Consider the following 26,083-nt stretch of genomic DNA (forward strand, 5'->3'; position numbering starts at 1 on the left):
CGTGAGCCCGTGAGCCCGTGAGCTCAGAGCTCACGCGGTGTGCCCCGGTCCCTCCGAGGACCGGGGCACGCCCCCGTTCACGCCCCGGCCAGCACCGCCGGCGTCGGCCCGTCGGGGCGGACGGTGATGCTGTACGCGGCGCCGGCCGGGGTGCTCAGGAACCGGGGCCGGTGCGCGGGGAGCAGGAGTTCGAGCAGCGCGGTGGTCTCCCGGACGGCGAACTGGGTGCCGAGGCAGGCCCGGGCACCCAGACCGAACGGGTAGTACGCGCCCAGGTGCGCCGGGCGGGCGCCGGAGGTGGTGAAGCGGGCCGGGTCGAAGCGCTCCGGGTCGGGCCAGAGGGCCGGGTCGCGGTGGGTCAGGTAGGGGCTGACGATGACGTCCGTGCCCGCCTCGATCCGGTGGCCCACCAGGGTGTCGTCCTCGGCCGCGTGCCGGGGCAGGATCCACGCGGACGGGTAGAGCCGCAGTGTCTCGTTGACCAGTGCCTGCACCGCCTCCCGCCGCTCCGCGGAGTCCGCGGGGCCCGCCGCCAGGACCCACGCGCGTGCCTCGGGGTGGCGGTCGAGCAGCAGGAAGAGCCAGGTCAGCGTGGTGGCGGTGGTCTCGTGACCGGCCACCAGCAGGGTGACCAGCTCGTCGCGGATCAGCCGGTCGGTGTACTCGGGGTGCTCCTCCCCGGCCTCGACCAGGACCCGCAGCAGGCCGTCCCCCTCCGGGGCGCGCCTGGCGGCGTCGATCGCAGCGTGCGCGACGGCGTCGATCCGCGCGAGGTCGGCCCCGACCGCCTCGGGGATGCCGGCGCCGTCCGCGGGCAGCGTCGGCATCGCGGCCACCACGCGGGCCACCGCGGCCAGTTCGCGGTCGGTCCGGTCGTCCAGCGGGTGCCCGGTCAGGGCCCGCCAGATGGTGTCGAGCGCGAAGTACCGCATCTCCTCGGCGACGTCGAACTCCTCGCCGGTGCGGGCGTACTGCGCCCAGCGGTCGGCGGTGCGCCGCGCAGCCTCGGCGATCCGCTGCTCGTAGCGGCGCATCCCGGTGCCGGTGAACTGGGACTGCAGCAGCCGCCGTTGGCGCTTCCACGCCTCGCCGGTCGCGGAGAGCACGCCCTCACCGGCCAGCATCCGGGCCCGGTGCGAGCGCTTCACGTACCGCTCGGGGTGGCGCCCGAGCACGTGCTGGACGGCCTCCGGGCCGGTCACCAGGACGGTCGGCCGCGGCCCGATCCGGATCGCGGCCACCCTGCCGAGCTCGCGCTGCGCCTGCGCGAACAGCTCGACCAGGTCGGCCTTCTCGGCCTGCCACCGCGCGACGGCCTCGGCCGACAGCTCGGGCACGGCCACCGGCGCGGGCTGCCCCGCCCCGGCGGCGGGCGGCGGAACGGGGGCGGGGTGGGCTTCCGTGGCCACGGGGGAACTCCTAGGCGGGCCGGCAGGGGCAGGACACTGTCGCGCCTGACTGTACGTCACCGGGACTTCACCGTCATCGGTCGCCCGAACAGGGGACGGGCGGAGCTTTCCCGGCCCCGTACGCGGCGCTGTTCCACTCGGCCGGCGGACAGGCAAATCGTGTGCGAACGGGTAACCTTCGGCGTGGCCTGCCCGGCCGTCTTCTCGGTTCGCCCCTTCGGATGGGAGATCGCATGCCCGGGACCGCGCTCACCACGCCCCGCAGGACCGCCGGCAGACCAGTCCGGTGGGCGGCCGCGGCGCTGCTGCTGCCGGTGCTGGCAGCCTGTGGCGGTGGAGGCGGATCCGACTCCGGTTCCGGGACGAAGAGCTCGGCGCCCGGCGCCGCCGAGCTGGGGGACACACCCCCGGCCGAGGGCTCGGGGCAGCAGCCCGAGGACAAGCGGACCCAGGCGGGTGGGAACCAGGGTGGGTTCGCCGGCGCGGGCAACGTCTCGGCGAGCGCCACCGGGGTGTGGCCCGACAACATCAACATCACCCTCAAGAGCACGGTGACGAGCACCTTCACGGCCACGTCAAGGGGGTGCACGACTGCGCAGGTGGTTCGAGCTCCCCCGACTCCAAGGACGTGACGTTCATCGGGGGCTCCGCGTACGTCAAATACGAGCTGGGGGAGCCGAAGCCCACGTCCGACTTCCAGATCTGCTTCACCCTGGTCGCCGGAGGGAAGAACCAGTCGGTGAGGGCCGACGGCACGGTGCAGGTCCCGGATGACACCAACGCCAACGGAGGTGGCGGGAACGGCGGCCAGAACGGGGGCACCACGTCCGGAACCACCTCGGGCACCACGTCCGGAAGCAGCGCCGGCAGCGGGAGCACCCCCTGAGCCCTGCCGCGGAGGAGCCGCCCGCCCCCGAACCGCCCCCTGAGCCTGCGCCGGCCTCCGAGCCCTCCACCGGCCGTTCGTGGAGCAGCTGGCTGGGACTGATCGCCTCCTGGATCGGGCCGACCACCCTCGTCACCGCGCTGCTGTTCTTCTTCGGCTTCGCGTACACCGACTCGCTCTACAACTACTTCGGCCTGGACGCCGCGACGCTCGGATTCGGCACCCAGGACCTCCTGCTCCGCAGCTCGCCCGCGCTCTACCTCCCGGCCGGCGTGCTGCTCTGCGGCGCCCTGCTGGCCGCGCTCGCCTACCACCTCGCGACCCGGGCCGTGCGGACCGGGACGGACGGCCGCCGGGTCGTCGGCCGGGCCTGCTGGGCCGTCGCACTGGTGGTCGTCCCGCTGGTGGTGCTCGGCTTCCTGGCCGGGTTCGAGGCGATCGACGCGGGGCCGATGGGCACCCCGCTCCTGTTGGGTGGCGCGCTCCTGCTGGTCGTACTGGCCAGGCTGCTGGCCGTCCGGACCACCGGCGTCCCCTACCCGCTCACCGGGGAGCGGGCGGCGCTGGGCATCAGCGTGGCGCTCATCGTGCTCTGCTCGTTCTGGGCCGCCGGCGGCTTCGCCCACCAGAAGGGGGAGAACGACGCCGAGCGGCTCGCCGACAACCTGGCGCTGCGTCCGGCCGTCGTCCTCGACACCACCGAGCGGCTCTATCTCCAGTGGTCCGGGGTGGACGAGCGAGCCCTGCCGGACGGGGGAGCGGGGCAGCGGTTCCGCTACCGGTACCGCGGCCTCCGGCTGCTGGCACAGGTCAACGGCCGGATGTTCCTGATCCCCCGCAATTGGACGTGGGACGCGGGCAACGTCCTGATCCTCCCGGTCGACGCCAATGTCCGGATCGTATTCCACCCGGGCTGACGCGCCGCGCCCCGTGCGGACACGGCTGTGCCGCGGGTCGTCCCCCTCGACGACTCCGCGGCACAGCCTGTCCCGCCGTCCGGCAGTGGATCCGTCCGCTCAGATCTGCTGCCAGAGCGCCGGGACGATCGGGGGCTCCCAGCCGACCTGGGCCGTGTGGCCCTGGATGCAGCGGTAGCTCACACCGTTGAAGGTGACGACGTCACCCGCCCGGTAGGTGGTGCCCGGCGTCCAGGTGCCGCCCGGGTTGGGGTCGGTGCCGACCACCAGCGAGTAGGTGGTGGTGTGGGTGGCCGCGCCGGTGCCGGTCACGGTGAGGGTGTAGGTGCCGGCCGCGGTGCCGGAGCCGACCGCGACGTTCAGCGTCGCGGACCCGCCGGACTGCACCGAGGAGGGGCTGACCGAGGCCGTGACCCCGCTCGGCGCGCCCGAGACTGCCAGGTTCACCGTCTGCGCCGAACCGGAGGTGGTGGCCGTGGAGACCGTGGCGCTGACCGAGCCGCCCGGGGGGGTGGTGCCGGTGGCCGGGTTCACCGCGATCGAGAAGTCGCTGCTCGGCTGACCGCCGCCCACCGAGGTCTTCCACAGGGTGTACGCGACGCCGTCGGCGCTGCGGTCCAGCGCGGTGGCGTTGATGTTGCCCGTGGTGTCGCACGCCGAGTGGTAGCAGGAGTCGTACGCGCGGCCCGCGGTGCCGCCCCACTTGGCCGCCTGCGCCGAGGACTTGGTGGCGCTGGCGCCGGCCGCGTAGCCGGAGGTGGGGATGCCGGCCTGCTGGAACGAGTAGTCGTCCGAGCGGCCCTGGCCCTCGACGTTCTCCTCGGGCTGCACGCCCAGGGAGTCCCAGTAGGCCTTCATCGGCGCCGAGGCGGCGGAGTTGAGGTTGTTGATGAAGTAGCCGGCGTTGGGCGAGCCGACCATGTCGAAGTTGTAGTAGCCCTTGATCGCGCTGCGCTGGGCGGAGCTCAGCTGGCCGACGTAGTACTGGGAGCCCTGCAGCCCCTGCTCCTCGCCGGTCCACCAGGCGAACCGGACGTGCCGGGTCAGGCCCGGGTTCTGCTGGGCGAGCACCAGCGCGGTCTCCAGCAGGACGGCCGAGCCGGAGCCGTTGTCGTTGATGCCGGGGCCCGCGCCGACGCTGTCCAGGTGGGCGCCGAACATGGTGACCTGGTCGGACGGCCCGCCCGGCCAGTCGGCGACCAGGTTGTTGGACTGGTAGGTGCAGGAGGTGCAGGTCTGCTCGCTGACGGTGTAGCCGGCGGCCTGCAGCTTGCCCTTGACGTAGGCGAGCGACTGGCTGTGTCCGGCCGTGCCGGCCCGGCGGTTGCCGCCGTTCTGCGAGGCGACGGTGTTGAGCTGGGCCAGGTGCGCCTGGACGTTGGCCACGCTGACGTCGGGCGCGTCGCCGCCGGGGTTGCCGCCGCCGACCGTCAGCGTGTACTGCGCGGTGTGGGTGGTGGTGCCGGTGCCGGTCACGGTGATGACGTAGCTGCCCGCGGGGGTGGCGGCCGAGGTCGCGACGGTCATCGTCGCCGAGGAGCCGGCCTGGACCGAGGACGGGCTGAACGAGACGGTGGCGCCCGCGGGCGCGCCGGAGGCGGTCAGGGCGACCGTCTGCGCGGAACCGGAGACGACCGAGGTGTTGACCGTCGCGGTGGCCGAGGAGCCGGGCTGGACCGAGCCGGTGGCCGGGTTCAGCGTCATCGAGAACTCGGGGCCGGTGCTGGTGCAGGTCGGGTCGCCGGTCTGGGCCGGCACGCTGACCGCGTCCCAGGCCGCCTTGGTGCGGGTGAAGAGGTTGCAGCTCGGGTCGAGGCTCTTCGCCGCGGTCAGGGTGGCGGTGCGGTACCGCTTGTAGGTCATGCCGCTGGTCTTGAGCAGCATGCCGCCGTAGAAGATCCGCCCGGCGTCCTTGATGCCGATGCCGGTCACCGAGGAGTTGTTGCAGGTCGGGCTGGTGGGCTTGCCGCCGCCCGGGTTCGAGCCCTCGGCCAGCAGGTAGAACCAGTGGTTCAGCGGGCCGGCCGCGGCGTGCACCTCGGTGCTGGGGATCGAGCTGGAGTAGCAGTTGGGGTCGTTGTTGACCTGGGAGGGGTTGGCCATGTTCCGGATCGGCCCGCGGCCGACCAGGTTGATCATCTCGCCGACGGTGTAGTCCGGACTGTCGTACGGCGACGGCTCGTTGGCGTAGGCCTCGGTGAGTGCGCCGAAGATGTCGCCGGTGCCCTCGCCGAGCCCGTTCTCGTTGTTGGCGCCGCCGGGGGTGTACTGGTCGATGCCGTGGCCGAACTCGTGGCCGACCACGTCGATCGCGGCGATCCACTCGTTGGCGTTGTTGTGGCCGATGGAGACGGACGAGCCGTCCCAGTAGGCGTTGACGTCGTTCAGGCCGACCTTGACCGGCCAGCTGCCGCCGTTGCCGTTGTGCCCGTTGCGGCCCAGCCAGTCGCGGAGCATGTCCCACTCCTTCTGCGCCGCGAACATCACGTCGGCGCAGCCGGTCTCCTTGCTGGTCGGGCTGCCGTTGCCCCAGGAGTCGCTCGACTTGCTGAACACCTGGCCGCTGCTGTAGTCCGCGCAGCTCAGGCCGGGCCGGTTCGGGTCGCGCAGCGAGTACGAGCCGCCGGAGGCGGTGGTGCTGATGGTGACCGGGCTCGGGCCGTTCCACTTGCTGTTCGCGGTACCGGCCTTGACGTCGTCGTAGCTGTCGATCAGCTCGCCGCTGCGGGCGTCGACGAAGACGTGCAGCCGGCTCGGGGCGCCGGCGGAGCGGCCGCCCAGTACGGTCTCCCAGGCGAGCCGGCCGGTGCCGTCCTTGACCCGGACCACCAGGCGGCGCACCTCGACTCCGTCGACCGCGGCCAGCTTGGTACGGGCGGTCTTCTCCGCCCTGGCGGCGCTCACCAGTGGCGTGGTGGAGCCGCCGACCGGCCCGGTCGCGGCGGCCTGCAGGCCCCGGACCCTGCCCTGGCCGTCGGCTATCACGACGGCGTCGCCGCCGACCACCGGCAGACCCCGGTAGCTGCGCTCGTACGCGACCGAGTAGAGGCCGCCCAGCCACGGGGTGACGGACTGGCGCTCGTAGGTCTCGCCCGGCCCCTTGGCCAGGGCGTCCAGGCCCGCCGCGGCCGCCTGGTCGGCGGCGTTGACGGCGGCGGCCAGCGCGCTCGGCGGCGCGGCGGCGGCCGGTCCCGGATCGGCGGCGGCCTGCCCGACCGCGGTGGCGGTGAGCATGCCGGCCAGGACGGTCAGGGTGGTTCCCGCCGTCAGCAGTCTGCGTTTCATTTCCGAGGCTCCTCGAACGTGGGGGTGCTCGACCGCGGACCGCGCCTGACTGGCACTCACCGGAGGCCGCAGGGGGACGGCCGTACGGTGGTCCGCGCTCGGGTGCCGGAACCCTCACACGCCGTCATGCCACCGTCAACGGCTGGAGCACGGCACTCGTGCGGTTGGCAAGTTCTGTCAAGCTGCGGGTTTTGTAGAGAGGTTGAGACCAAGAGGTTGAGACCAGTTGGCGGTATCGGATGTACGCGGCGGCTCCGGTCGAGTACCGTCCTCGGCAGGGCCCTTGGCAACGGATGGACTGGATCGGACCGGAAGAGCGCGCGAAGGATCGACCTGGGAGCGGACTCGGGAGGGCAGCCCCGTGCACCGGAACCACGCCAATGCGCCGGACGCGGCCGACGCACCGCCCGTCGCCGGGCCACCTGTTGCCGGCCCGCCCGTCGACGCACCGCCCGTCACCGGCCCGCCCGTCACCGGCCCGCCGGCCGAACTGCTCCGGCGGGCCTTCGGCGCCCGGCTGCGGCACTGGCGCCGCCGGGCCGGCCTCACCCAGGCGCAGCTCGGCGCCGCGATCGGCTACGACCACACCGCCGTCAGCAAGTTGGAGCACGGCACCCGCCGGGCCGCCCCGCAGCTCGCCGCCCGCCTCGACGACCTGCTCGCCGCCGGCGGCGACCTGCGCGCCGCCTGCCGCCGGGCCGAGGAGTGGGACCGGGAGACGCCCGCCGCACCGGCCGACTGGGCCCGCCCGCCGCTGCCCGGCACGCCCGGCGTCGGCCCCCGGCCGCAGCCCGCGCCGCTGCTCGTACCGCCGCCGCTCGTCGTCGACCCGCCCCGCCGCCTCCCCGACTACGGCCTGCTCTGCCCGCTGCACGGCGCCGACGGCTGCGCCGTCCCCGCGCCCGCCGATGCCGCCGCCCTGCACGCCGCGTTCTGCGCCGCCGACCCCGACACCGCCCCGCCGCTGGACGCCGACACCGCCCACGCCCTGGCCGGCCTGCTCGCCGCCCGGCTCCGCGCCGGCGAGGCACCCGCCGCGCCCGGCACCTCCGCCGTCGAGGAGACCCTGCGGGTCATCCTCCGCCGGCTCGCCCGCACCCGCTCCGCCCGCGACCGCCGCCCGCTCGCCCGGCTCGCCGCCGAGTACGCGCACGCCGCCGGCGGCCTGCGGATGCAGGACGGGCGCAACGCCACCGCGATGGCCTGCTTCGACCGCGCGCTCACCTGGGCCGAACTGGCCGACGACCCGGCCACCCAGGTCGCGGCGCTCAGCGACATGAGCACCCTCGCCCGGCTAGACGGCGACCCGGCCGCCGCCCTCGGCTACGCCGTGGAGATCGGCCGCGCCGCGCCCGGGCGGCACTGGGCCGGTGCGATGTCCCAGGTCGGCCGGGCCCGCGCGTACGCCCTGGCCGGCGACGTCCGGGGGACCGTCCGGCACATCGCCCGCGCCCGGCTCCACCTCGACCACATCGGCGAGCACGACGAGTCCGACGCGCCCTGGCTCTCCATCGCCTCGATGCGCCTGCGGGTCGAGGCCGGCGCCGCGGCCGCGCTGCGCGACGCCGCCGTGGCCGTCGACGACCCCCGGCTGGCGCTGCGCGCCGTCGACGCGGCGCGCACCGCGCTGCGGCTCCTCGGGCCGGACCAACTCCCGTCCGCGCGACTGCTCTTCACCATCCGGATCGCCGACTGCCACCTCTGCGCGCGCGACCCGCGGACGGCCGCGGAGCTGGTCGGACCGCTGCTGGAGGACGCCGCCGCGCTGCCGGCGCTGGTCCGGCACGAGCTGCGCGGACTGCACCGCCGGCTGGCCGCCGCCGGGCTGGCGGGATCTTGACGATCACAGGCGATCACGCCGCTCGCGGGTGGTGCCGGGCGGGCGCGAGGATCGAGGCACCGCCGAACAGGGCGGCCCCCCGGACCCACCGTCGAGGAGCACCCCATGGCTGCCACCACCGCTTCGACCGCCACCGCCACGCCGATGCCCGCTGCCCCGGCCACGGCCGCCGCCCCGGCCACCGGCGTCGCTGCGACCGCGAGCGCCGTGCTGAGCGTCCCCGCCGCCGACCCGGCCGTCGCCGCCGCCCATTACCTCGCCCGCCTCTCCTTCGAGGCCGACGTCTCCGACGTCCACGCCGACCTGGCGGCGGGCGTGCCCGGCGTGGTCGTGGTCGACTCCCGCAACGACGCCGCCTGGTCGCAGGGCCGGATCCCCGGCGCCCTGCACATCCCCACCGCACGGATCGCCGAGCTGGCACCGCAGCTGATCGGCCGTGACACCACCGTGGTCACCTACTGCTGGGGCCCCGGCTGCAACGGCGCCACCCGCGCCGCCCTGGCCTTCGCCCGGCTCGGCTACGCGGTCAAGGAGATGATCGGCGGCTTCGAGTACTGGGCGCGCGAGGGCTTCGCCTACGACACCGACCACGGCACCGACCAGCGCCCGATCGACGACCTGACCGCGCCGCGCTCCGGCATCTCCTGCGCCTGCTGACGCCCGGTTGTCGCAGGCCCGGAGCCCTGTCCAGCCGGCCAGGGGGTGCAGCTACCTGCACCCCTGCCGGGCAGCTGGACGCAATGGCCGCGAGCGGCCGGCGCGGAAGAGTCGACGGTGACAGGTACGGAACCGAGCACCGGAAGGCTGGGCGGCATGCGGGAGTGGAAGGCGGAGGCGGGGGTGTTCCTGTCCGTCGCGTTCGTGGCGGCGGGCGTGTTCGGGGCGGTGCAGCCCGGCACGGGGATACCCACCGAGGTCGTGCAGTTGACGCAGTTCGGGCCCGCCGCCGGGGTGGCGGCGGTGGCGCTGCTCTGGCCCGCGCGGATCCGGCGCAGGCTCGCCGGCGCGCTGCCCGGCCCGCGCGGTTCGGACGGGACCGCCTCGGACGGGAGCGGTTCGGACGGGGGCGGGGCACACGGGACCGGGCGGCGGGAGGCGCTGCTCCTGCTCACCGCGCCACTGATCATCGTGCTGAGCGCGGGCGCGTACGCGCTGGTGGGCGGCGACGCCCGGCTGACCGACCCGCGCACCCTGGAGCACCCGTTCGCCCTGGTCGTGGCGGCCCAACTGGTCGGCGCCTGCGGGGAGGAGATCGGCTGGCGCTGCCTGCTCCAGCCGCTGGCCCGGGCCAGGTTCGGCCCGCTCGCCGCCTCGGCCCTGGTCGGCCTGGTGTGGGGCCTGTGGCACGTGCAGGTCCTCGCGCAGGCCCCGGCCTACGCGGCCGGCTTCCTGGCGGCCACCGTGGCGATGTCCGTGGTGCTCGGCCTCGGCCTGGAAGGCGTGCGGGCCAACCGGCTGCTGCTCGCGGGCGGCTTCCACACCCTGGTCAACCTCGGGATGCTGCTGGCCATGGACGAGGAGTCCGGCGCGGTGCTGCCCATGGTGCTGTTCGGTGCCGCGTGCCTGGTGGCGGCGGTGCCGTGGGTGCTGCGCAGGCCGGCGGTCAGTATTCTGACGGCTGCGCACGGGGCGCGCTGAGGCGAGGGGGCGGCGGGCGGTCATGGCCGAGGGGGACCGGCGGGACGGGCGCCCGGGCGCCGGCGGCTGGGCGGCCGTGTGGCGCTGCCAGCTGATCTCGCTGGCCGGTTTCGCGGTGGTCGCGGTCGGCGGGCTGGTCCTGCTCGTGCTGCTGCTGGTCCCGGTCGGCGCTGGCTTCCCGCTGCTGCCGCCCGCCGCGCGGGCGCTGCGCCGGCTCTCCGACCGCCACCGCTCCTGGACCGCCCGCCGGACGGGCACCCCGGTCAGCCCGCCGGAGCCCTTGGCCGACGCCGGGTCCGGGGCCGACGCCGGTGCCGGGGCCGACGCCGGTGCCGGGGCAGGTGCCGGCTCGGGCGCCGGTGCCGGGAGCCGGCGGCGGGCGGCCGGCATCCTCGGCGACGAGGGCTTCTGGCGCGACCTGCGCTGGGCCTGGCTGGAGCCGTGGGTCGGCGGCCTGCTGGTGGCGGCGCCCCTGGCGCTGGTCGAGTACGGGCTCTTCGGCGCGCTGTTGCAGCCCGTCGTGTGGCGCCTGCTCGGCGACGGCAACTGGTACGCCTTCGTCCCCGTCGACTCCACCGCCACCGCGCTCGCCGCCGCCCTGCTCGGCCTCGGCTTCGTCGCGGCTGGCCTGCGCCTCGCCCCCGTCGCGCTGGATCTGCACGCCGCCTGGAGCCGGCGCCTGCTGTCCGCGCCGCACACCACCGAGCTGGTCCGCCGGATCGAGCACCTGACGGACACCCGGGCCGCGGCCCTGGACACCCAGGCGGCCGAACTCCGGCGCATCGAACGGGACCTGCACGACGGCGCGCAGGCCCGGCTGGTCGCCCTGGGCATGACGCTGGAGGAGGCGACCCTACGGCTCGACACCGATCCGCACGCCGCCCGCGTGCTGCTGCTGGAGGTGCGCGCGACCTCGGAGCGGGCCCTCCAGGACCTCCGCGACCTGGTCCACGGCATCCACCCGCCGATCCTCGCCGACCGCGGCCTCGGCGACGCCGTCCGCTCCCTGGCGCTGGACAGCTTCCTCGACGTCCACGTCGAGGCGCGGCTGCCCGGCCGGCTCCCCGGACCTGTCGAGTCGGCCGCCTACTTCGCCGTCGGCGAGCTCCTCGCCAACGCGGGCAAGCACGCCGGCGCGCGCGAGGTCCGCGTCCGCCTGGAGCACACGGGCCCCGCCCTGCGCGTCACCGTCGCCGACGACGGCCGCGGTGGCGCGGACCCGGCCCGGGGGAGCGGCCTGCACGGCATCCGCCGCCGGCTGAGCGCCTTCGACGGAACCCTCGCCCTGGACAGCCCGCCGGGCGGCCCGACCACTGCCACCCTGGAGATACCGTGCGCGTCGTCCTCGCCGAAGACCTCTTCCTGCTCCGCGACGGGCTGACCCGCACCCTCCGGGAGCACGGCTTCGAGGTGGTCGCGGCCGTGGACAACAGCCCCGCCCTGCTCCGCGCCCTGGAGGAGGAGGCCCCGGACGTCGCCGTGGTCGACATCCGGCTGCCCCCGACCTTCACCGACGAGGGCCTGCAGGCCGCCCTCCACGCCCGCCGCACCCGCCCGGGCCTTCCCGTCCTGATCCTCTCCCAGTACGTCGACCAGCTCTACGCGCACGAGCTGCTGGCCGGCGGCGAGGGCGCGATCGGCTACCTGCTGAAGGACCGCGTCACCCACACCGCCCAGTTCGTCGACGCCGTGCGCACCGTCGCCGCCGGCGGCACGGTGATGGACCCGCAGGTCATCGCCAAGCTCCTGGCCCGCAGCGACGCCCGCGGCACCACCGCCGACCTCACCCCGCGCGAGCACGACGTCCTCAAGCTGATGGCCGAGGGCCGCTCGAACGCCGCCATCATGAGCACCCTGCACATCGGCGAGAGCGCCGTCGCCAAGCACACGGCGAGCATCTTCGCCAAGCTCCGGATCGAGGCCTCCGCCGACGACAACCGCCGCGTCCTGGCCGTCCTCGCCTACCTCAAGCGGTAGGTCCGGCGCGGGCCGACGGGCCGGGTGAATCGCGGTGGCTCAGATCGCCATCGACATGTAGACCGCGCGCGGGCCGTAGCACGCGGGGACGGCGACCTCGCGGTGGGTGCGGTAGCCCAGCATGGCGAGCAGGACGTCGGTCCGGCGGACGGCCACCACGGAGATCCGCTCGAAGCCCTGCCGCTGCGCCTCCGCCCGGACGTGCCGGACGAAGCGCAGGGCCACGTCCCGGCCGCGCAGTTCCTCGGCGATCACCAGGTCGTGCAGGTGCAGGTTGCGCGAGTCGTGGCCCCCCTCCTCGGCCCGGGTGAGGTCCGGACACCGGAAGAGGGGGTAGGGCAGGCTGAGTACGTAACCGCGGACGCGTCCCCGGTGCTCCAGCACGTAGCAGGTGCCGGGGGAGGGGCGGGCCCGGGACTGCAGGGCCTCCCGGCCCTCGGAGAGGCCGTCGGCCGCGTAGGCGTCGTGCTCCAGCTCCACGACCGCGTCCCAGTCGCCCTCGGCGAGCAGGCGGAAGGCGATGTCCTCGCTCATCCGGTCGCCGCCTCGGGGACGGGCGCCGCCGCTTCCGGGAGCTCTTCGGTCCGGGCGGCCGCGACCAGCGGGCCCCAGGCCTCGATCAGACGGGCGAAGTCCTCGGCGTCCGCCTGCGCCTCGTCCAGCAGCCGCTCCCGGATCGGGACCAGGTGCTCGGCGAACTCGGCGTACTTACCGCCCAGTTGCCGGTAGCTGCGGTCGATGACGGTCAGCCGCCGGACGTTCTCCGCCCGGTCGGTGCCCGTGCTGCGCCGGACCATGTCCAGGACGGCGTCGACGCGCACCCGGTGCTGCTCGTCGAGCAGCGCCCCGGCGGTCACCGTCATCCCGCCGTAGACCGGGTACAGGTAGAGCATCGACAGCAGGAACTTGACGAACCGCACCTGGTAGGCGGTGAATCCGGCCCCGGTGCGCCGCTCCGGGGTGTAGTGGTTCACGATGTGGCGGTTGTGCACCACGCCCGGCAGCGTCGCGTCGAGCACGACGTGCAGGAGGAAGTAGTCGCTGCCGATGGTGTCGGTGGCCGGCGGCAGCGGGATGCGCTCGTAGACCTCGTGGTGGAGGCCGAGGTTGCACATGTCGATCCGCCGGATGTCGGGCGCGCCGAGCACGGATTCGTCCCGGGTGAACGGCTCGGTGCCGCCCCCGGTGAAGGAGTCCGCCACCAGCTCGCGCTTCTGCTCCTCCGTCCAGACGGGCGGCGCCCACAGGCTCACCACGTCGTAGTAGACGTCCGGGTCCAGCTCGCGGATCTCGCCGACGTCGACCGAGAGTTCGCCGATGAAGGAGCCGCCGACCAGCGACACCGGCTTGGCCGCGTCGGCCGGCTCCAGCAGGGACTTCGTGACGCCCGGCACCGCGTCTGCCGCCCGCAGACCGAGCGAGCGCAGTTCCTGGCGGATCGGGAACACCGGCTTCCCGTCGAGGAGTTGGTAGGTGCTGTCGGAGTCGCGGCGGTGCACGGAGGTGCAGCCGAGGGCGGCGGCGACCAGGAACGCCCGGTTGGTGCAGGCGCCGTAGGAGACGGCGTCCGGGAGCAGCAGATCGAGCACCCGCTCGGGCTCGGCGACCCCGGCCCGTCGGACGGTCCGCCGCAAGAAGTCCCCCTGCCGTTTCTCGTCCAGGTGGTGCACGACCACGCCCGGGGCGGGAGGCAGCGCACGGACGGTGCGGGTGTGCTCGGCGAGCGCGGCCGGGCCGGAGGAGTCCAGGACCAGCAGGTGCACCTCGACGCCGAACTCCGCGGCCGCGTGGGCGGCTTCCCCGGCGACGTCCGCGATCGCGCCGGCACAGGCCCGGTTGGTGGGGAGGGCCAGGCAGATTCTTCTCATGGCGATGAGCTCCGATGGATCGTCAAGTCGGCATCAGGACAGGGATCATGAGGGGTTTCGGGCATGCCGACGGCGCGTCCGGCGACCGCCGGACGGGTCGAGCACGAGGGGAGGGGGGAGGGAGGTACGAGGAGGCGCCGCCGGCCCTGACCCGGGCGGCGCTCAGGTCGGGTTCCGCACGGCCGCGACCTTGCCTCCGGAACACCGTGGACCAGACCGACTCGCGGTGTCAACGAACGCGCGGAGTGAGGGAGTCGGCGCCCCTCAGCGCTGCCCGATGGGGCACCCCCGGATGCCCCCGGGAGAAGGCAGCGGCCCGGGCACGGGGCGCGCCCGTGGTCCGCAACGGCCATGCCGAATGAGTACGGCTACTCAGGCGTACCGTGCCCGGCCGGGCGAGAATGCCGGACATGATCCCATGGCCGGTGGACGTCCTGCTCGGAGTGCTGCTGCTGGTCCTGGAGGCCGGGGCGGCCCTGCGGTACGTGGTCAAGGTCGCCCTCGCCCAGTGGCACTGGTCGACGGGTGGGCTGCCCCGCTCGAAGGACCCGACGCCGGCGCCCGTCGTTGCCGTCGTGCCCGTCGCACTCCCGGCCGCCCTCGGTGCCGGTCTGCTGTGGGCCGGGCTGCCTGTCTCGGCCGGCATCCAGTTCGCCGTGCCGGGCGTGCTCGTCCTGCTGCTGGCGATCCTCATGTGGAAGGGCGCCGCCAAGAAGCGTCGCGATGAGCGGGATCGGGCGGCAGCGGCCGCACGTGACTCCGCGATGGACGGCCCGCCACCCGGCAGCATCGTCGTCCCCCTGCGCTGGGACCCGGACGAGCGGCGCTACTCAGCCACCCTGGAAGGCTTCCCGTTCCGGCCCGGAAGCCCCGGCGGCTCGGCCGGAGACGCCCCCGACGAGGGGAGCGCCCTCCCAACTGATCAGTAGCGCCGCGCTCCCGGACCGCTTCGTGTGCCGGCCCTCGACCCTGTGGCGCTTCGCTGTCGACCCCGAGCCCGTCATCCGCGTCCTCGGCCGGCGGATGGCGGCGTCAGCCCGGAAGCAGCAGAGAAGCCGCGCCGGTCGAGGCCGGCGCGGCCACTGCTCATCCGTTCGCGTTGCGCCTCAGTTCATCACGCAGAGCGCGCACCGATCGGACCGCCTTCACGAGCTTCTGCGACAGGGGCGGAACCTGATCGAAGAGATAGCCGAGGACCGTGATGCCTCCGGCGATCCCCGCCACGATGGTGGTCACCCATCCGGCAGTTTCCATCTCTGGCCTTCCGAGGAAGAGGGACTGGGTCGCGGTGTCAGCCCGTGACGGGGGATGCACCAGGTGACCACGCCGCTCCCCTGCGGATACCTCCGCAGCCGTTCTTCCTCGGCGCGCCGGTCGGAAGGTCCGCCCTCGCGCGCTCCGACTCCGGCGGGCCTCTTGGGTCCAGCCCGACAAAGGCCATGCCCTGCCCTCCAGCACGTGGCATCCGCGTCCACGTGTCGTCCCCGCACCTACCCCGGTCCACTGACTGTCAACCAGTGGCCGTTCCCCCGGTCCATCCATACGCCCGGCCTTCACCGGCCGCGCCGGTCGAGGCCCGCAGAACGGGGTCGTTCTCCAGGATCACGACCGGATCCTGGAGAACGACGCCGATCAGGTGTGCTCGGCGGTGACGTGCGCCGGCCGGTGCGTCACCGGGCGGGGGTGAAGGGGCGGTCGCGGCGGGCGTCGTGGAGGACGGCGCCCCACCAGAGCAACTGGTCGAGCATCACCTTTGCCGCGCTCTCCGGCTCGGCCGGCTCGCGGAGCGTGCCGTCGGCGTCGAACAGCAGGTAGTAGCGCGGGAAGGACACGTAGTCCCGCACGGTGTGCGCCTGCAGCTCGTTGAAGACCTGCCGCAGCTGCTCGATCGCCAGCAGGCCGCCGCTGGCGCCGCTGTAGCCGACGAAGCCGATCGGCTTGGCCTGCCACTCGGCGTAGTGCCAGTCGACGGCGGCCTTCAGGGAGGCCGGGAAGCTGCGGTTGTAGTCGGGCGTCACGACGACGACCGCGTCGGCGGCCGCCAACTTCCGGGTCAGCTCGGCCATTCCGGCCGGCCGGACCAGGTCAGGGTTCATCGCCGGCGGCATGGCGGGCAGTTCGAGCGGGACGTCGAAGTCTGCGAGGTCGAGCACGTCGACGTCGAACTGGCCGTGCCGCTCCGCCTGTTCGGTGAACCAGCGGGTCACGACCGGGGCGAAGCGGCCCTCCCGGACGCTGCCGACGAGCACGGCGAGCTTCAACGGCCGGGACGGGGAATGCGGCTGGGACTCGGACGGGGAAGGGGCCTGGGACTGGGACATGGTGGTGCTCCTCAACTTGCGGGTCGACAGGGGATGCCATCGGTGTGGCCGCCCCGATCGGGGCCGGCTCCACCAAGCTGCCCGTCCCGCGGAACCGGAGGAAGGCCGGGCCGAGAGTGGTAGTCGCAGGGCCACGATCCGCCCGGGCACGGGTGTTAGGTTCGTCGGGTGAGCGACAACGAACTGGGCCTGTTCCTGCGCCTGCGCCGGGAGGCCGTCACCCCCGCCGAGGTCGGCCTGCCCACCGGCGCCCGCCGCCGCACCCCCGGGCTGCGCCGCGCGGAGCTGGCGACGCTCGCCGGGGTCAGCGTGGAGTACCTCACCAGGCTGGAGCAGGGCCGGGACCGCCGGCCGTCACCGCCGGTGCTCTCCGCGCTGGCGGACGCGTTGCGCCTCACCGCCGCCGAGCGCGTGCACCTGTACCGGCTCACCAAGGGCGCCGACCCCGGCTTCAGCTGCACGGGCGCCTCCGGCCCCAACCGGGTGGTGCGGCCCACCGTGCAGGCGCTGCTCGACCGTCTCGAACCCTCCCCGGCCGTGCTGTTGAACCGGCTGAGCGAGGTGCTGGCCTGCACGGACGGCTACCGCCGGCTCGTCGGGCCGATCGGCCTGCTCGACGGCGCCCGGCCGAACCTCGCCCGCTTCGTCTTCACCGACCTCCGGGCCCGCACCGCCTACCCGGACTGGGTCCGCGTCGCCGACGAGCAGGTCGCCGCGCTCAAGCAGGGCCCGGGCCGCTCCAACCCCCACATGGGCGGCCTGATGGACGAGTTGACCGTCTCCTGCGGCGCGGAGTTCGCCGACCGGCTGGAGTCGCTGCCCGGCCTGCCGAAGGCCAGCGGGATCACCCTACTGGTCCACCCGGAGGCGGGCGAGCTGCGCCTCGCGTACGAGACGCTGGACCTGCCCACCGACGACGACCAGCGCCTCCTCGTCCACCTCCCGGCCGACGAGGCCACCGCGGCCGCGCTCGACCGCCTGACCGGCCTCCGCCCCGGCGCCCTCCGCGCGGTCTGAGCGGCCCCCGCGCGGGCCGGGCGGCCGGGCACCGCGGCCGAGGGGCGGCCCGGAACGCGTGAACGCGCGGTTGCACGCCCGTGAGTCGTGTACGAATATTCACGACAGCGCGCACCGCGCGTGACGGCCCGGCCACCCGGGTGTCCCCGTCGGCATCGCGGCCGGCGGACAGGTGCGTGAGCATGTGGTCATCGCCCGCCACCCGGGGCCCGGCTCGACCGGGACCTCGCCCGGGCCGTCCGATGTCCGGCATCCGTGATCCGCGCGGGCGCCGACCGGGCCGTCACCCGAACGCGGCGGCGTTCGCGCCCAGGCGGCCCTTCCACCGAGCCGGAGCGACCCGCGATGACCGATGCCCCAGTCGTCACCGATGCGACCGACGCCACCGATGCCACCGACTTCCTCGACCTCACCCGCCTCCTGACCGCAGAACCCGCCCCCGACCCGGGGGTCGGCGAGGCCTACCGACAGCGCCTCGCCCTGGCGTTCCCGCACGATCTTCCCCGGCTGCTCGACGCCCACCGGAAGGCCGCCACCCAGCCCGATCCGGCCGCCGCGCTGCATTCCGCGCTGGACGACGACACCGGGCTCGCCCGGGTGGCCCGGGAGACGATCGCGATCTGGTTCACCGCGGAGTTCACCCGCCCCGACGGTGCCATCGATCCGCCCGGCAGCGCCGAGCAGTACCAGTCCGGCCTGATCTGGCAGGTGATCCGGGCCCACCCCATCTCCCACGCGCCCGAGCTGCCGCCCCCGCTCGGCGGCTACGGCTACTGGGCCAACCACCCGTGAGTGCCCGGCCCGCGCCGGGTGCCCGGCCGGCGTCCAGTCCCCGGCGCCGGTCGGGTGCCCGGCCCGCGCCGAGTGCCCGGCCCCGGCCGCACCGGGACCACCGGCCCGAGCCCCGCGGTTCGAGCCCCTCCGACTCGAACACCTCCGACCCGAGGACACGCCCATGGACAGCCCGTACGACGTCGTGATCATCGGCGCGGGGGTGGCCGGCGCACTCTGCGCCTGCGAGCTCAAGAAGGCCAGACCCGACGCCCGCATCCTCCTCCTGGAGGCCGGCGCCAACGGCGTCGACCTCACCGAGCGGGCCGAGTACGTCGAGGCCTACCAGGTCTCCGCCACTCAGCCGACCACCTCCCCCTTCGCCGGCCTGCCCAACAACAGGGACCGCTGGGCGCCCTCCTCCGACGGCACCGGCGATCCGTTCACCATGAACAGCTACTACGTCGAGACCGGGCCCGACCTCTTCAAGAGCGGCTACCAGCGGATGGTCGGCGGCAGCACCTGGGCCTGGCGCGGCAACTGCCCCCGCTTCCTGGCACCGGACTTCGCGCTCAAGTCGACGTACAAGGTCGGCGCGGACTGGCCGCTGGACTACAACGAGCTGGAGCCCTTCTACGCCCGGGCCGAGACGGAGCTGGGCGTCTCAGGCAACCGCGCCGAGTGGGAGGGCCTCACCCCCCGCTCCACCGACTACCCGATGCCCGGCATCGTGCCCAGCTACGGTGACGAGGTGGTGCGGCGTGCCCTGGCAGCGATCCCGGCCATCGACGGCACGCCGGTGACCCTGATCACCAACCCGCAGGCCCGCAACTCCCGGGTGTACCAGGCACGGCCCGCCTGCCGGGGCAACTCCAGCTGCGTCCCGATCTGCCCCTCGGGCGCCAAGTACGACGCCGGGGTGCACACCAGGCAGGCCCGGAAGCTCGGTGTGGAGTTCCGCACCGGCAGCGTGGCCGTCAAGCTGCTCGCCGCCCAGGACGGCGGACCCGCCACCGTGGTCTTCCGTGACTGGACCACGGCCGACCGGGCGGAGCAGCGGGTGGACGGCCGTCAGGTGGTGCTGGCGCTCGGCGCGGTCGAGACGGCCAAGCTCTGGCTGCTCTCCGAGCTGAAGGACGACAGCGACCAGGTCGGCCGCAACCTGATGGACCATCCCACCGAGGAGGTCGTCGGGCTGCTGGGCGAGCCGGTCTTTCCGTTCCGCGGCCCGCAGACCACGCTGAGCATCGAGACCTTCCGCGACGGCGCGTTCCGCAAGGCCACCGGCGGCTTCCGGATGACCGTCGGCAACGACGGCTGGGGGCGCACCGAGTCCCCGGCGGCGGCCCTGGACAGGCTGATGTGGAACGCGGACGCACAGAAGATCAGGACCTTCGGGCAGCCGCTGCGCGACGCGGTGGAGCACAAGGTCACCCGGATGCTGCGCTTCAGCTACTCCACCGAGCAGCTGCCCGACCGGGACAACCGGGTCACCCTCTCGGCCGAGAAGGACGCCCTCGGCGTGCCCCGGCCAAAGATCGCCTACCGGATCGACGACTACTCGAAGCGCTCCCTCGCCTACGCCCACAGCGTGGCGCGCCGGATCTGGCAGCACCTGGAGGACACCGCCGGCGCCGAGCAGGTCGACCCCAAACAGCCGTCCCTCGGCTTCAAGGGCTCCGGCCACACGATGGGCACCATGCGGATGGGCAAGGACCCGAACCGGTCCGTGGTCGACGCGAACGGCCGTGCGCACGGGTACGCCAACGTGTGGGTGATCGGCGCCTCCGTCTTCCCCACCGGCGGAACGGCCAACCCGACCATCACCGTCGCCGCCCTCACGATCCGGACCGCCGAGAAGCTCGCGGCGGCGCTGTAGGACTCCGGGGCCGGCCCGCCGGGAACGGTGGCCGGCCCCACCCCCCTCCGCCGCCCGCGTGCTCAGCGGGGCGGGGCGACCAGCCCCAGCTCGTACGCGGTGATCACGAGCTGCACCCGGTCCCGCGCGCCCAGCTTGGTGAACAGCCGGGACACGTGCGACTTGGCGGTGGCCACCGAGATGACCAGGTCCGCCGCGATCTCGGCGTTCGAGCGCCCGCGCCCGACCAGCGTCAGCACCTCCCGCTCCCGCTCGGTGATGCCCTCGACCGGCTGCGACGAGGCCGCGGGGCCGCGCGAGGCCGCCGGCTGCCGGACGAAGTCCGCGATCAGCCGACGCGTCACGGCCGGCGCGATCAGTGCGTCGCCCGCGGCGACCACCCGGACGGCCGCGAGGATGTCGTCCAGCGCCATGTCCTTGACCACGAAGCCGCTCGCGCCCGCCCGCAGCGCGCCGTGGACGTGGTCGTCCTCGTCGAAGGTGGTCAGGACGAGGACGCGGGCCGTCCCGCCGTCCGCCGTGATCCGGCGGGTGGCCTCGATCCCGTCCATGCCGGGCATCCGGATGTCCATCACCACGACGTCCGGAGCGAGTTCGGCGGCCAGCCGGACCGCCTCGGCGCCGGTCGCGGCCTCCCCGACGACCTCCAGGTCGGGGTGGTCGGCCATCAGCACGCGCAGGCCGGAGCGGACCAGCGGCTGGTCGTCGGCCAGCACGACGCGGACGGGCGTCACCGGGCCGCCTCCGACGTCGTCGCTGTGGCCCGGGCCTGGGCCTTGATCGGAGCGGGGTGGGGCTCGGGCAGCGGAAGCCGCGCCGCCACCCGGAAGCCGCCCTCCGGCCGCGGCCCGACGCTCAGCCGTCCGTTCAGCAGGGCGACCCGCTCCCGCATGCCGACCAGGCCGAATCCGTGCTCCGGACTCCTCCCCGGCACACGCGGCGCGCCGCGCCCGTCGTCGACGACCTCCACGGACAGCTCCTCGTCCCCGTACTCGACGACCACCCGGCAGTGGCCGACGGCCGCGTGGCGGACCACGTTGGTCAGCGCCTCCTGCACGATACGGTAGGCGGACAGGTCGAGTTCGGGCGGCAGCGGCCGCTGCTCCCCGCTGCGGTGGACGTCCACGCGCACGCCCGCGTCGGCGGTCGCCGCCACCAGCCGGTCGAGGTCGGCGAGGCCCGGCGCGGGTGCGGGCGGCTGCTGTCGTGCGGTCGAGGCGCGTGAGCTCTGATCCGCTGGGCTGCGGCCGGTCGAGCTCCGGCCGGTCGCGTCCGGGTCGGTCTGACGGAGTGCCACCAGCGTGCGGCGCAGGCCCGCCAGCGTCTCCCGGCTGGTGGCCTCGATCGCCTCCAACGCCTCTCGGGCCGCCGCCGGCTGGGTGTCGATGACCCGTCTCCCCACGCCGGCCTGGATGGCGACGATGCCGATGCTGTGTGCCACCATGTCGTGCAACTCCCGGGCGATCCGCAGTCGTTCGGCCGTCACCGCCTCGGCCACCTCCTGCGACCGCAGCGCGACCGCGTGGTCACGGCGCTCGCGGCTCAGCAGGCCGGCCGCACCGGCGGCGGCGAGCGCGAGCAGCGCGATCACCACGTTGACGGTCAGGTTGTCCCCGTGCGCGAACGCGGCGACGACGAGGAGCTGCACGGTGAACGACACCGAGCCGGCGACGACGGCCGCCCGCCGCGCGCAGGTGGCGACGATGAAGCCGAGGACGGCGTCCACCGCCAGGTAGGAGAGGAACTGGCCCTGGAACGACACCGGCAGGCGGGCGTGCGCGGGGCCCGGTGTGCTCACCACCACGGCGGTGGCCCCGATGAGGGTGAGGGCCAGCGCCAGTACCGGTCGCCGGCGCAGTACCCCGACGAGCAGGGTCGCGGCCAGCAGTGAGCCGATGGCCGGTACCGTCGCGGGCGCTCGCGTCGAGCCCCCGACCAGCAGGAGGAGCACGAGGAAGTAGAGCATGCCGCCCGCCCAGGCAACGGCCGCACGGCCGGTCAGCGGGGGTGCGCTCCTCCAGCCGGAGGGTCGCGCGGGCTCGGTGGTCGGTGCGGCGTCGTCCATGCGGCGAGACTAGCCAGCCGTCGTGCGTGCGGCATCGGCCCGGGGATGTACGCCCGTGGGCGAATGCCGGCGGGGCAGGTGCCGTCCCCGGTCCGATGCCCGGGCGGGGGCACCGGCGGCAGAGTCGTCGGCGTGATCGAAGTCAACGAACTCACCAAGCGATACGGCGACAGGGCGGCCGTGGACCGGCTCTCCTTCACCGTGCGGCCGGGCCGGGTCACCGGATTCCTCGGCCCCAACGGCGCGGGCAAGACCACCACCCTGCGGATGGTCCTCGGCCTGGACGCCCCCACCGGCGGGGCGGCCACGGTCGGCGGGGTGCCGTTCCGCAGCCACCCGCGCGGGCTCCGGCACGCCGGGGCCCTTCTCGACGCCAACCAGGTGCACGGCGGGCGCAGCGCGACAGCCCACCTGTCGGCGCTGGCGCGCAGCAACGGCATCCCGCTGCGACGGGTGGAGGCAGTGCTGGGGGAGGTGGGCCTGGCGGAGGCGGCGGGTCGCCGGATCGGCGGGTTCTCGCTCGGGATGAAGCAGCGGCTCGGCATCGCCACCGCACTGCTCGGGGACCCTCCGGTGCTGATGTTCGACGAGCCGATCAACGGCATGGACCCGGAAGGTGTGTTGTGGGTGCGCCGGCTGTTCCGGCGGCTGGCCGAGGAGGGGCGGACGGTCTTCCTCTCCAGTCACCTGATGTCGGAGATGGAGAACACCGCCGATGATCTCGTGGTCATCGGCCGGGGGCGGCTGATCGCCGCCGAGCCGGTCCGGGACTTCGCGGCCCGCAGTGCGCGGCGGAGTGTTCTGGTGGGCACGCCGCGGGCCGCCGAGCTGTCGGCGGTGCTGGCCGGCGCGGGCGCGTCGGTCGAGCCGGAGGGCGGCGTGGTGGGCGTGGAGCGGATCGCCGTGACCGGCCTTCCTGCGGACCGGATCGGTGCGCTCGCATTCGAGCACGGCATTCCGCTGACCGAACTGACCACCCGGAAGGCGTCGTTGGAGGAGGCCTTCATGGAACTCACCGCGGACAGCGTCGAATACCTGGCAGGAGATCGTCGATGACTGCGCTTACTGTTGCGCGGCCCGCCCGTTTCGGCGACCTGTTCGCCGCCGAGTGGATCAAGTTGCGGTCCCTGCGCTCGACGGCGTGGACGCTGGTGTTGACCACGGTGTTCGTCGTCGGGTCGGCGGCGGTGGCGGCGCTGGCCGACGTCCGGAATCTGGCGGGCGGGGCGTCGGGTCGGATGCGGCCCGACGGCTTCCTGCCCTTTGACGCCTACCCGCCGGCCGGCTACCTGACGTTGATGCTGGTCGCCGGGAGTGCGGGGGCGTTGACCGTGGTGAGCGAGTACGGCACCGGGTCGATCCGAACGACGACCGTGGCGGTGCCCGCGCGGGGATCGGTGGTGCTGGCGAAGGCGGTTGTGACGGCCGTGGTGTGGACGGCGGCGGGGGCGGTGATCTCGACCGGGTCGTTCCTGGTGTCGCAGGCCATCCTCGACGGGGAGGGGCTGGGTGTCTCGTTCACCCACCCGGGGGTGGCCCGGGCGCTGGTCGCGTCGGCGCTGCTGGCTCCGGTGTGCGGGGTGTTCGGCGTGGGGCTGGGGGTGCTGATCCGGCACAGCGCGATGACGATGGTGAGCAGTGCGTTCCTGTTGCTGATGCTGCCGATGCTCTTCTCGACGAGCCGACGGTGGTCGGCCGATGTGAACCACGCGACGCTCTTTGCGGCGTGGAAGCGCCTGGTCCAGAACTGGGGCGACTCGCCGGACAACCTTGAGTACACGGCCACAGTGCCGGGCTCGTTGGCCGTGTTCGTTCTCTGGCCGTTGGTGGCCGTGGTGAGTGCGGTCGTCACCGTACGCCGCCGGGACGTGTGAGCGGGGGAGAGGGAGAGGGCGAGGGACGGAAGGAGTGGGAAGTCGGCGATTCCGACTTCCCACTCCGGGTCAGACAGCCCCGAACTCGCCACCACAGACGGCATCGACGAAGGACTGCCAGGAGGCAGAGGGGAATACGAGGACAGGGCCGTTTGGGTCCTTTGAATCACGGACTGGCAAGGCACCGTCGAAGCAGTCGGCGACCTCGATGCACTGGCCTGCGTCGCCGCTGTAGCTACTCTTGCGCCAAGTGGCACCGCCAAGGCTCATGTTGATAGATCCTTCCGTGCAGCACGGATCATGTCCAAGGACACGGCCCGCATTGGGGCTTCAACCTGGAGTCGATCGTATCGCCTGCGCCAAATGGCAACTGTGGATCGGTCCCGCTCCAGGAAGCCACGATTCGGAATCTCGCAATAGCCGAGCTGACTCTCATCAGGCATGGTCAGCAGAGTGACGGCTGTTTGAAAGGGGCGGGTGGCCAGCGAGAACGGAACCACCTGCACCAGGACGTTTGGGCGAGTAGCCAAGTCTTCTAGGTGCTGAAGCTGATCTCTCATCACAGATGGTCCACCAAGTGACCAGCGAATGACGCTTTCGGCCAAGGCTGCATACAGCAGCGGAGGTTGAGGGCGATGCAGTAGTTGCTGACGGGCGAGGCGGAAGTTCAATCGTTCGTCGGCTTGATCAGGTGTGATCTCGCCGCGCAGAACAGCTTCGGACAGCTCAGCTTCTGCGTATGCGCGCGTCTGAAGCAGCCCGGGGATGAGCGTGATCTCGAAGAGCCTCAGCTCCTTGGCCTTGGCTTCCAGGCCGGCGAACTCAGTGAACCCCTCGGCAAGGCCGGCCGAGTTCGAGGCCTGCTGCCACATGAGGGCGAGGGTTCCGTGGGTGGCCAGCGCCTGGTCTGCCGAGCGTGCGAACCTCAGCGAGACCTGCTTCGATCCAAGTTCCGCGAAGGACACGGTCGAGTAGTGGAAGCCTATGAGCTTGGCCAGCTGAGACTGTGTGAGACCAGCGGCCTCGCGTGACCTGCGGAGTTGCACGCCGAAGGGCGCCCATCGACCGGACGTGGGATCAAGTTCCTTGCGGTTCACCACTGGTGCTCCAACTTGGGCCTCGGGGAAGTCAAGACCAATTCCATGTCCGAGGGTAACTCTCAGCGGGGCAGGATGGGCACAGGACGTGAAATCCCAACTCCGGAGGGTGTCCATGACGCCGCCTGCTCGCACTCAACCCTCGTCCAGACTCCACGGATACGGGGTGCGCTGGGATCCTGCTGCCCGGGTGTACCGGGTGCGGAACGAGGTCACGGGGGAGTGGCTGTGCAGCCCCTCGGGGGAACTCCTCGGCTTCTCCGTCCTCTCGGCTGCTGCTTCGGCCTGGCGGGCCTTCGAATCCCCCCGCAGGAGTGCCTGATGGGCTCCGTCCTCACCCGCGTGACCGAGGAGCAGCGGCGTGCAGCCGCGTACGCGCTCGAAGACCTCCTCGCCGTCCTCGTGCTGGCCGGTGCCGACCTTCCGAACGCCGAAATCGACTGGCACTACGGCCGGATGACCGGCTCCTACCTGATCGACCTCGGCTGCGCCTCGCCCGACCGCATCGCCCGCATCACGGACCTCCTCCGCAAGGGCCTCCGCTTCGAGCAGCAGGCATGACCCCCACCCTCACCCCCGCCCTCGAACTCGCCGGGCGCCTGCTCTGGTGGTTGCTGTTCGCCGCCTCGCTCCTCGCCGGCCTTCGTCGTCTCACGACCAGAGCCACCCCCACCCCCACCACCGAAAGAGACCGCGACCGTGCGCACCGTCCGTGACCCCCGACTCCTCGCCAAGCCGCCCGTCTGCCGGCTCGGCTGCCTCGCGCTCCTGCGCGACCAGGCCGGTCACGTCCTCCTCGTCGACCCCGACTTCCTCGACGGCCTGATTCTCCCCGGCGGCGCCGCCACCACCAACGAGCCCCCGCACCTCGCCGCCTCCCGCCACCTCCAGGCCCAGACCGGCATCGTCCGCCGGATGACGCACCTGCTCGCCGTCGACTTCTCGCCCGCCGACCGGTACCTCGAACGCCTCAACCTCGTCTTCGACGCGGGCGTCATCACCGGTCCGGCCGCGCAACGCCTCGCCGTGCCGCCGCAGCACCACAGCAATCTCCTCGGTGCGCGCTTCGCCGACCCCGCCCACCTCGGCACCCTCATGAGCCCGGCCCAGAACGCCCGCGTCCAACAGGCCCTCGCCAACCTCGGCCGTTCCCTCCCGCTCCTCACCCACGGCCAGCGCTCTGCCTGACGACACATCAATCATCCGACGCGAAGTGTCAGTCCCTCGCGCCACAATCCC

At 73.5% G+C, this 26,083-nt stretch carries 27 protein-coding genes; 17 read left to right on the forward strand and 10 right to left on the reverse strand.

Annotated features, from left to right (window positions below; translation table 11 throughout):
- Positions 1 to 77: 77 nt before the first annotated feature.
- The gene (locus tag ACIPSC_RS13095; protein WP_400825344.1) at positions 78 to 1,409 is read right to left on the reverse strand and encodes a cytochrome P450; all 1,332 of its coding nucleotides are present in this window, start codon (positions 1,407 to 1,409) and stop codon (positions 78 to 80) included.
- Positions 1,410 to 1,642: 233 nt separating this feature from the next.
- Between ACIPSC_RS13095 and ACIPSC_RS13100 the strand changes: the two genes are divergently transcribed.
- The 3 genes from ACIPSC_RS13100 (at position 1,643) to ACIPSC_RS13110 (ending at position 3,212) form a co-directional block, all read left to right on the forward strand.
- Positions 1,643 to 2,041, forward strand: coding sequence for a hypothetical protein (locus tag ACIPSC_RS13100; RefSeq protein ID WP_400825345.1), 399 nt, complete (start codon positions 1,643 to 1,645; stop codon positions 2,039 to 2,041).
- Positions 2,038 to 2,295, forward strand: a complete 258-nt coding sequence (locus ACIPSC_RS13105) for a hypothetical protein (protein ID WP_400825347.1) — start codon at positions 2,038 to 2,040, stop codon at positions 2,293 to 2,295. The genes ACIPSC_RS13100 and ACIPSC_RS13105 overlap by 4 nt, the downstream gene beginning before the upstream one ends.
- A gap of 272 nt (positions 2,296 to 2,567) precedes the next feature.
- Complete coding sequence (locus ACIPSC_RS13110; protein WP_400825348.1) at positions 2,568 to 3,212, forward strand: hypothetical protein; 645 nt, start codon at positions 2,568 to 2,570, stop codon at positions 3,210 to 3,212.
- A 99-nt stretch (positions 3,213 to 3,311) separates the two neighbouring features.
- Here the strand turns inward: ACIPSC_RS13110 and ACIPSC_RS13115 are convergent, their stop codons facing one another.
- On the reverse strand, positions 3,312 to 6,497 hold the full coding sequence (locus tag ACIPSC_RS13115; protein ID WP_400825350.1) for a M28 family peptidase: 3,186 nt from the start codon (positions 6,495 to 6,497) through the stop codon (positions 3,312 to 3,314).
- A gap of 361 nt (positions 6,498 to 6,858) precedes the next feature.
- On the opposite strand from ACIPSC_RS13115, the gene ACIPSC_RS13120 reads away from it, so the two are divergent.
- From ACIPSC_RS13120 to ACIPSC_RS13140, 5 genes are all read left to right on the forward strand, one after another.
- Positions 6,859 to 8,337, forward strand: coding sequence for a helix-turn-helix domain-containing protein (locus tag ACIPSC_RS13120; protein WP_400825351.1), 1,479 nt, complete (start codon positions 6,859 to 6,861; stop codon positions 8,335 to 8,337).
- Between the two features lie 105 nt (positions 8,338 to 8,442).
- Positions 8,443 to 8,994, forward strand: a complete 552-nt coding sequence (locus ACIPSC_RS13125) for a rhodanese-like domain-containing protein (RefSeq protein WP_400825352.1) — start codon at positions 8,443 to 8,445, stop codon at positions 8,992 to 8,994.
- Between the two features lie 117 nt (positions 8,995 to 9,111).
- Positions 9,112 to 9,975: a CPBP family intramembrane glutamic endopeptidase gene (locus ACIPSC_RS13130; RefSeq protein WP_400825354.1), complete on the forward strand. Its 864-nt coding sequence runs from the start codon at positions 9,112 to 9,114 to the stop codon at positions 9,973 to 9,975.
- Between the two features lie 22 nt (positions 9,976 to 9,997).
- On the forward strand, positions 9,998 to 11,356 hold the full coding sequence (locus ACIPSC_RS13135) for a sensor histidine kinase (RefSeq protein ID WP_400825355.1): 1,359 nt from the start codon (positions 9,998 to 10,000) through the stop codon (positions 11,354 to 11,356).
- Positions 11,308 to 11,952, forward strand: coding sequence for a response regulator (locus tag ACIPSC_RS13140; protein ID WP_400825357.1), 645 nt, complete (start codon positions 11,308 to 11,310; stop codon positions 11,950 to 11,952). The genes ACIPSC_RS13135 and ACIPSC_RS13140 overlap by 49 nt, the downstream gene beginning before the upstream one ends.
- A 39-nt stretch (positions 11,953 to 11,991) precedes the next feature.
- Here the strand turns inward: ACIPSC_RS13140 and ACIPSC_RS13145 are convergent, their stop codons facing one another.
- Positions 11,992 to 12,486, reverse strand: a complete 495-nt coding sequence (locus ACIPSC_RS13145; RefSeq protein ID WP_400825359.1) for a GNAT family N-acetyltransferase — start codon at positions 12,484 to 12,486, stop codon at positions 11,992 to 11,994.
- Positions 12,483 to 13,820 carry a DUF6271 family protein gene (locus ACIPSC_RS13150; protein ID WP_400825360.1) on the reverse strand — a complete coding sequence of 446 codons (1,338 nt, stop codon included), beginning with the start codon at positions 13,818 to 13,820 and terminating at the stop codon, positions 12,483 to 12,485. Before ACIPSC_RS13150 ends, ACIPSC_RS13145 begins: the two co-directional genes overlap by 4 nt.
- 410 nt (positions 13,821 to 14,230) lie before the next feature.
- Between ACIPSC_RS13150 and ACIPSC_RS13155 the strand changes: the two genes are divergently transcribed.
- Positions 14,231 to 14,749 (forward strand): hypothetical protein, encoded by a 519-nt coding sequence (locus ACIPSC_RS13155; protein WP_400825361.1) that lies wholly within the window; start codon positions 14,231 to 14,233, stop codon positions 14,747 to 14,749.
- Between the two features lie 157 nt (positions 14,750 to 14,906).
- Here the strand turns inward: ACIPSC_RS13155 and ACIPSC_RS13160 are convergent, their stop codons facing one another.
- Both ACIPSC_RS13160 and ACIPSC_RS13165 read right to left on the reverse strand, forming a co-directional pair.
- The gene (locus ACIPSC_RS13160; RefSeq protein ID WP_400825362.1) at positions 14,907 to 15,056 is read right to left on the reverse strand and encodes a hypothetical protein; all 150 of its coding nucleotides are present in this window, start codon (positions 15,054 to 15,056) and stop codon (positions 14,907 to 14,909) included.
- Positions 15,057 to 15,490: 434 nt separating this feature from the next.
- Positions 15,491 to 16,141, reverse strand: coding sequence for an NADPH-dependent FMN reductase (locus tag ACIPSC_RS13165; protein WP_400825364.1), 651 nt, complete (start codon positions 16,139 to 16,141; stop codon positions 15,491 to 15,493).
- Between the two features lie 168 nt (positions 16,142 to 16,309).
- Between ACIPSC_RS13165 and ACIPSC_RS13170 the strand changes: the two genes are divergently transcribed.
- From ACIPSC_RS13170 to ACIPSC_RS13180, 3 genes are all read left to right on the forward strand, one after another.
- Positions 16,310 to 17,158, forward strand: coding sequence for a helix-turn-helix transcriptional regulator (locus ACIPSC_RS13170; protein WP_400825365.1), 849 nt, complete (start codon positions 16,310 to 16,312; stop codon positions 17,156 to 17,158).
- Positions 17,159 to 17,503: 345 nt separating this feature from the next.
- Positions 17,504 to 17,950 carry a hypothetical protein gene (locus tag ACIPSC_RS13175; RefSeq protein ID WP_400825366.1) on the forward strand — a complete coding sequence of 149 codons (447 nt, stop codon included), beginning with the start codon at positions 17,504 to 17,506 and terminating at the stop codon, positions 17,948 to 17,950.
- A 163-nt stretch (positions 17,951 to 18,113) separates the two neighbouring features.
- Positions 18,114 to 19,808, forward strand: coding sequence for a GMC family oxidoreductase (locus ACIPSC_RS13180; RefSeq protein ID WP_400825367.1), 1,695 nt, complete (start codon positions 18,114 to 18,116; stop codon positions 19,806 to 19,808).
- A 62-nt stretch (positions 19,809 to 19,870) separates the two neighbouring features.
- Here ACIPSC_RS13180 and ACIPSC_RS13185 read toward each other — a convergent pair whose 3' ends face one another.
- Both ACIPSC_RS13185 and ACIPSC_RS13190 read right to left on the reverse strand, forming a co-directional pair.
- The gene (locus ACIPSC_RS13185) at positions 19,871 to 20,542 is read right to left on the reverse strand and encodes a response regulator (RefSeq protein ID WP_400825369.1); all 672 of its coding nucleotides are present in this window, start codon (positions 20,540 to 20,542) and stop codon (positions 19,871 to 19,873) included.
- Positions 20,539 to 21,873 (reverse strand): sensor histidine kinase, encoded by a 1,335-nt coding sequence (locus ACIPSC_RS13190; RefSeq protein ID WP_400825370.1) that lies wholly within the window; start codon positions 21,871 to 21,873, stop codon positions 20,539 to 20,541. Before ACIPSC_RS13190 ends, ACIPSC_RS13185 begins: the two co-directional genes overlap by 4 nt.
- A 132-nt stretch (positions 21,874 to 22,005) precedes the next feature.
- Here ACIPSC_RS13190 and ACIPSC_RS13195 point away from each other — a divergent pair, with 132 nt between their 5' ends.
- Positions 22,006 to 22,929 carry an ABC transporter ATP-binding protein gene (locus tag ACIPSC_RS13195; RefSeq protein ID WP_400825371.1) on the forward strand — a complete coding sequence of 308 codons (924 nt, stop codon included), beginning with the start codon at positions 22,006 to 22,008 and terminating at the stop codon, positions 22,927 to 22,929.
- Entirely contained in the window at positions 22,926 to 23,747 is an 822-nt protein-coding gene (locus tag ACIPSC_RS13200; RefSeq protein WP_400825372.1) for an ABC transporter permease, read from the forward strand. Before ACIPSC_RS13195 ends, ACIPSC_RS13200 begins: the two co-directional genes overlap by 4 nt.
- A gap of 69 nt (positions 23,748 to 23,816) precedes the next feature.
- Here the strand turns inward: ACIPSC_RS13200 and ACIPSC_RS13205 are convergent, their stop codons facing one another.
- Positions 23,817 to 24,017 (reverse strand): DUF397 domain-containing protein, encoded by a 201-nt coding sequence (locus ACIPSC_RS13205; protein WP_400825374.1) that lies wholly within the window; start codon positions 24,015 to 24,017, stop codon positions 23,817 to 23,819.
- The gene (locus tag ACIPSC_RS13210) at positions 24,014 to 24,844 is read right to left on the reverse strand and encodes a helix-turn-helix domain-containing protein (protein WP_400825375.1); all 831 of its coding nucleotides are present in this window, start codon (positions 24,842 to 24,844) and stop codon (positions 24,014 to 24,016) included. Before ACIPSC_RS13210 ends, ACIPSC_RS13205 begins: the two co-directional genes overlap by 4 nt.
- 321 nt (positions 24,845 to 25,165) lie before the next feature.
- Here ACIPSC_RS13210 and ACIPSC_RS13215 point away from each other — a divergent pair, with 321 nt between their 5' ends.
- Genes ACIPSC_RS13215 through ACIPSC_RS13225 form a run of 3 tightly spaced genes read left to right on the forward strand, consistent with a single transcriptional unit; the run spans position 25,166 to position 26,032 of the window.
- The gene (locus ACIPSC_RS13215; protein WP_400825376.1) at positions 25,166 to 25,405 is read left to right on the forward strand and encodes a hypothetical protein; all 240 of its coding nucleotides are present in this window, start codon (positions 25,166 to 25,168) and stop codon (positions 25,403 to 25,405) included.
- Positions 25,402 to 25,560 (forward strand): hypothetical protein, encoded by a 159-nt coding sequence (locus ACIPSC_RS13220; protein WP_400825377.1) that lies wholly within the window; start codon positions 25,402 to 25,404, stop codon positions 25,558 to 25,560. Before ACIPSC_RS13215 ends, ACIPSC_RS13220 begins: the two co-directional genes overlap by 4 nt.
- A complete protein-coding gene (locus tag ACIPSC_RS13225) occupies positions 25,544 to 26,032 on the forward strand; it encodes an NUDIX domain-containing protein (RefSeq protein WP_400825378.1) in 489 nt (162 codons plus the stop codon). Before ACIPSC_RS13220 ends, ACIPSC_RS13225 begins: the two co-directional genes overlap by 17 nt.
- Positions 26,033 to 26,083 lie beyond the last annotated feature (51 nt).

Origin of the sequence: Kitasatospora sp. NPDC090091 (assembly GCF_044747365.1) — a bacterium.
In the GTDB taxonomy this organism is placed as follows: domain Bacteria; phylum Actinomycetota; class Actinomycetes; order Streptomycetales; family Streptomycetaceae; genus Kitasatospora.

Bases quoted from the DNA above. Each gene is read 5' to 3' on its own strand.
- ACIPSC_RS13155 (WP_400825361.1), top strand. From the start codon at position 14,231: ATGATCCCATGGCCGGTGGACGTCCTGCTCGGAGTGCTGCTGCTGGTC.
- ACIPSC_RS13190 (WP_400825370.1), bottom strand. From the start codon at position 21,873: ATGGACGACGCCGCACCGACCACCGAGCCCGCGCGACCCTCCGGCTGG.
- ACIPSC_RS13135 (WP_400825355.1), top strand. From the start codon at position 9,998: ATGGCCGAGGGGGACCGGCGGGACGGGCGCCCGGGCGCCGGCGGCTGG.
- ACIPSC_RS13125 (WP_400825352.1), top strand. From the start codon at position 8,443: ATGGCTGCCACCACCGCTTCGACCGCCACCGCCACGCCGATGCCCGCT.
- ACIPSC_RS13205 (WP_400825374.1), bottom strand. From the start codon at position 24,017: ATGAGCCTTGGCGGTGCCACTTGGCGCAAGAGTAGCTACAGCGGCGAC.
- ACIPSC_RS13115 (WP_400825350.1), bottom strand. From the start codon at position 6,497: ATGAAACGCAGACTGCTGACGGCGGGAACCACCCTGACCGTCCTGGCC.
- ACIPSC_RS13100 (WP_400825345.1), top strand. From the start codon at position 1,643: ATGCCCGGGACCGCGCTCACCACGCCCCGCAGGACCGCCGGCAGACCA.
- ACIPSC_RS13180 (WP_400825367.1), top strand. From the start codon at position 18,114: ATGGACAGCCCGTACGACGTCGTGATCATCGGCGCGGGGGTGGCCGGC.
- ACIPSC_RS13200 (WP_400825372.1), top strand. From the start codon at position 22,926: ATGACTGCGCTTACTGTTGCGCGGCCCGCCCGTTTCGGCGACCTGTTC.
- ACIPSC_RS13220 (WP_400825377.1), top strand. From the start codon at position 25,402: ATGACCCCCACCCTCACCCCCGCCCTCGAACTCGCCGGGCGCCTGCTC.
- ACIPSC_RS13145 (WP_400825359.1), bottom strand. From the start codon at position 12,486: ATGAGCGAGGACATCGCCTTCCGCCTGCTCGCCGAGGGCGACTGGGAC.
- ACIPSC_RS13165 (WP_400825364.1), bottom strand. From the start codon at position 16,141: ATGTCCCAGTCCCAGGCCCCTTCCCCGTCCGAGTCCCAGCCGCATTCC.
- ACIPSC_RS13150 (WP_400825360.1), bottom strand. From the start codon at position 13,820: ATGAGAAGAATCTGCCTGGCCCTCCCCACCAACCGGGCCTGTGCCGGC.
- ACIPSC_RS13215 (WP_400825376.1), top strand. From the start codon at position 25,166: ATGGGCTCCGTCCTCACCCGCGTGACCGAGGAGCAGCGGCGTGCAGCC.
- ACIPSC_RS13175 (WP_400825366.1), top strand. From the start codon at position 17,504: ATGACCGATGCCCCAGTCGTCACCGATGCGACCGACGCCACCGATGCC.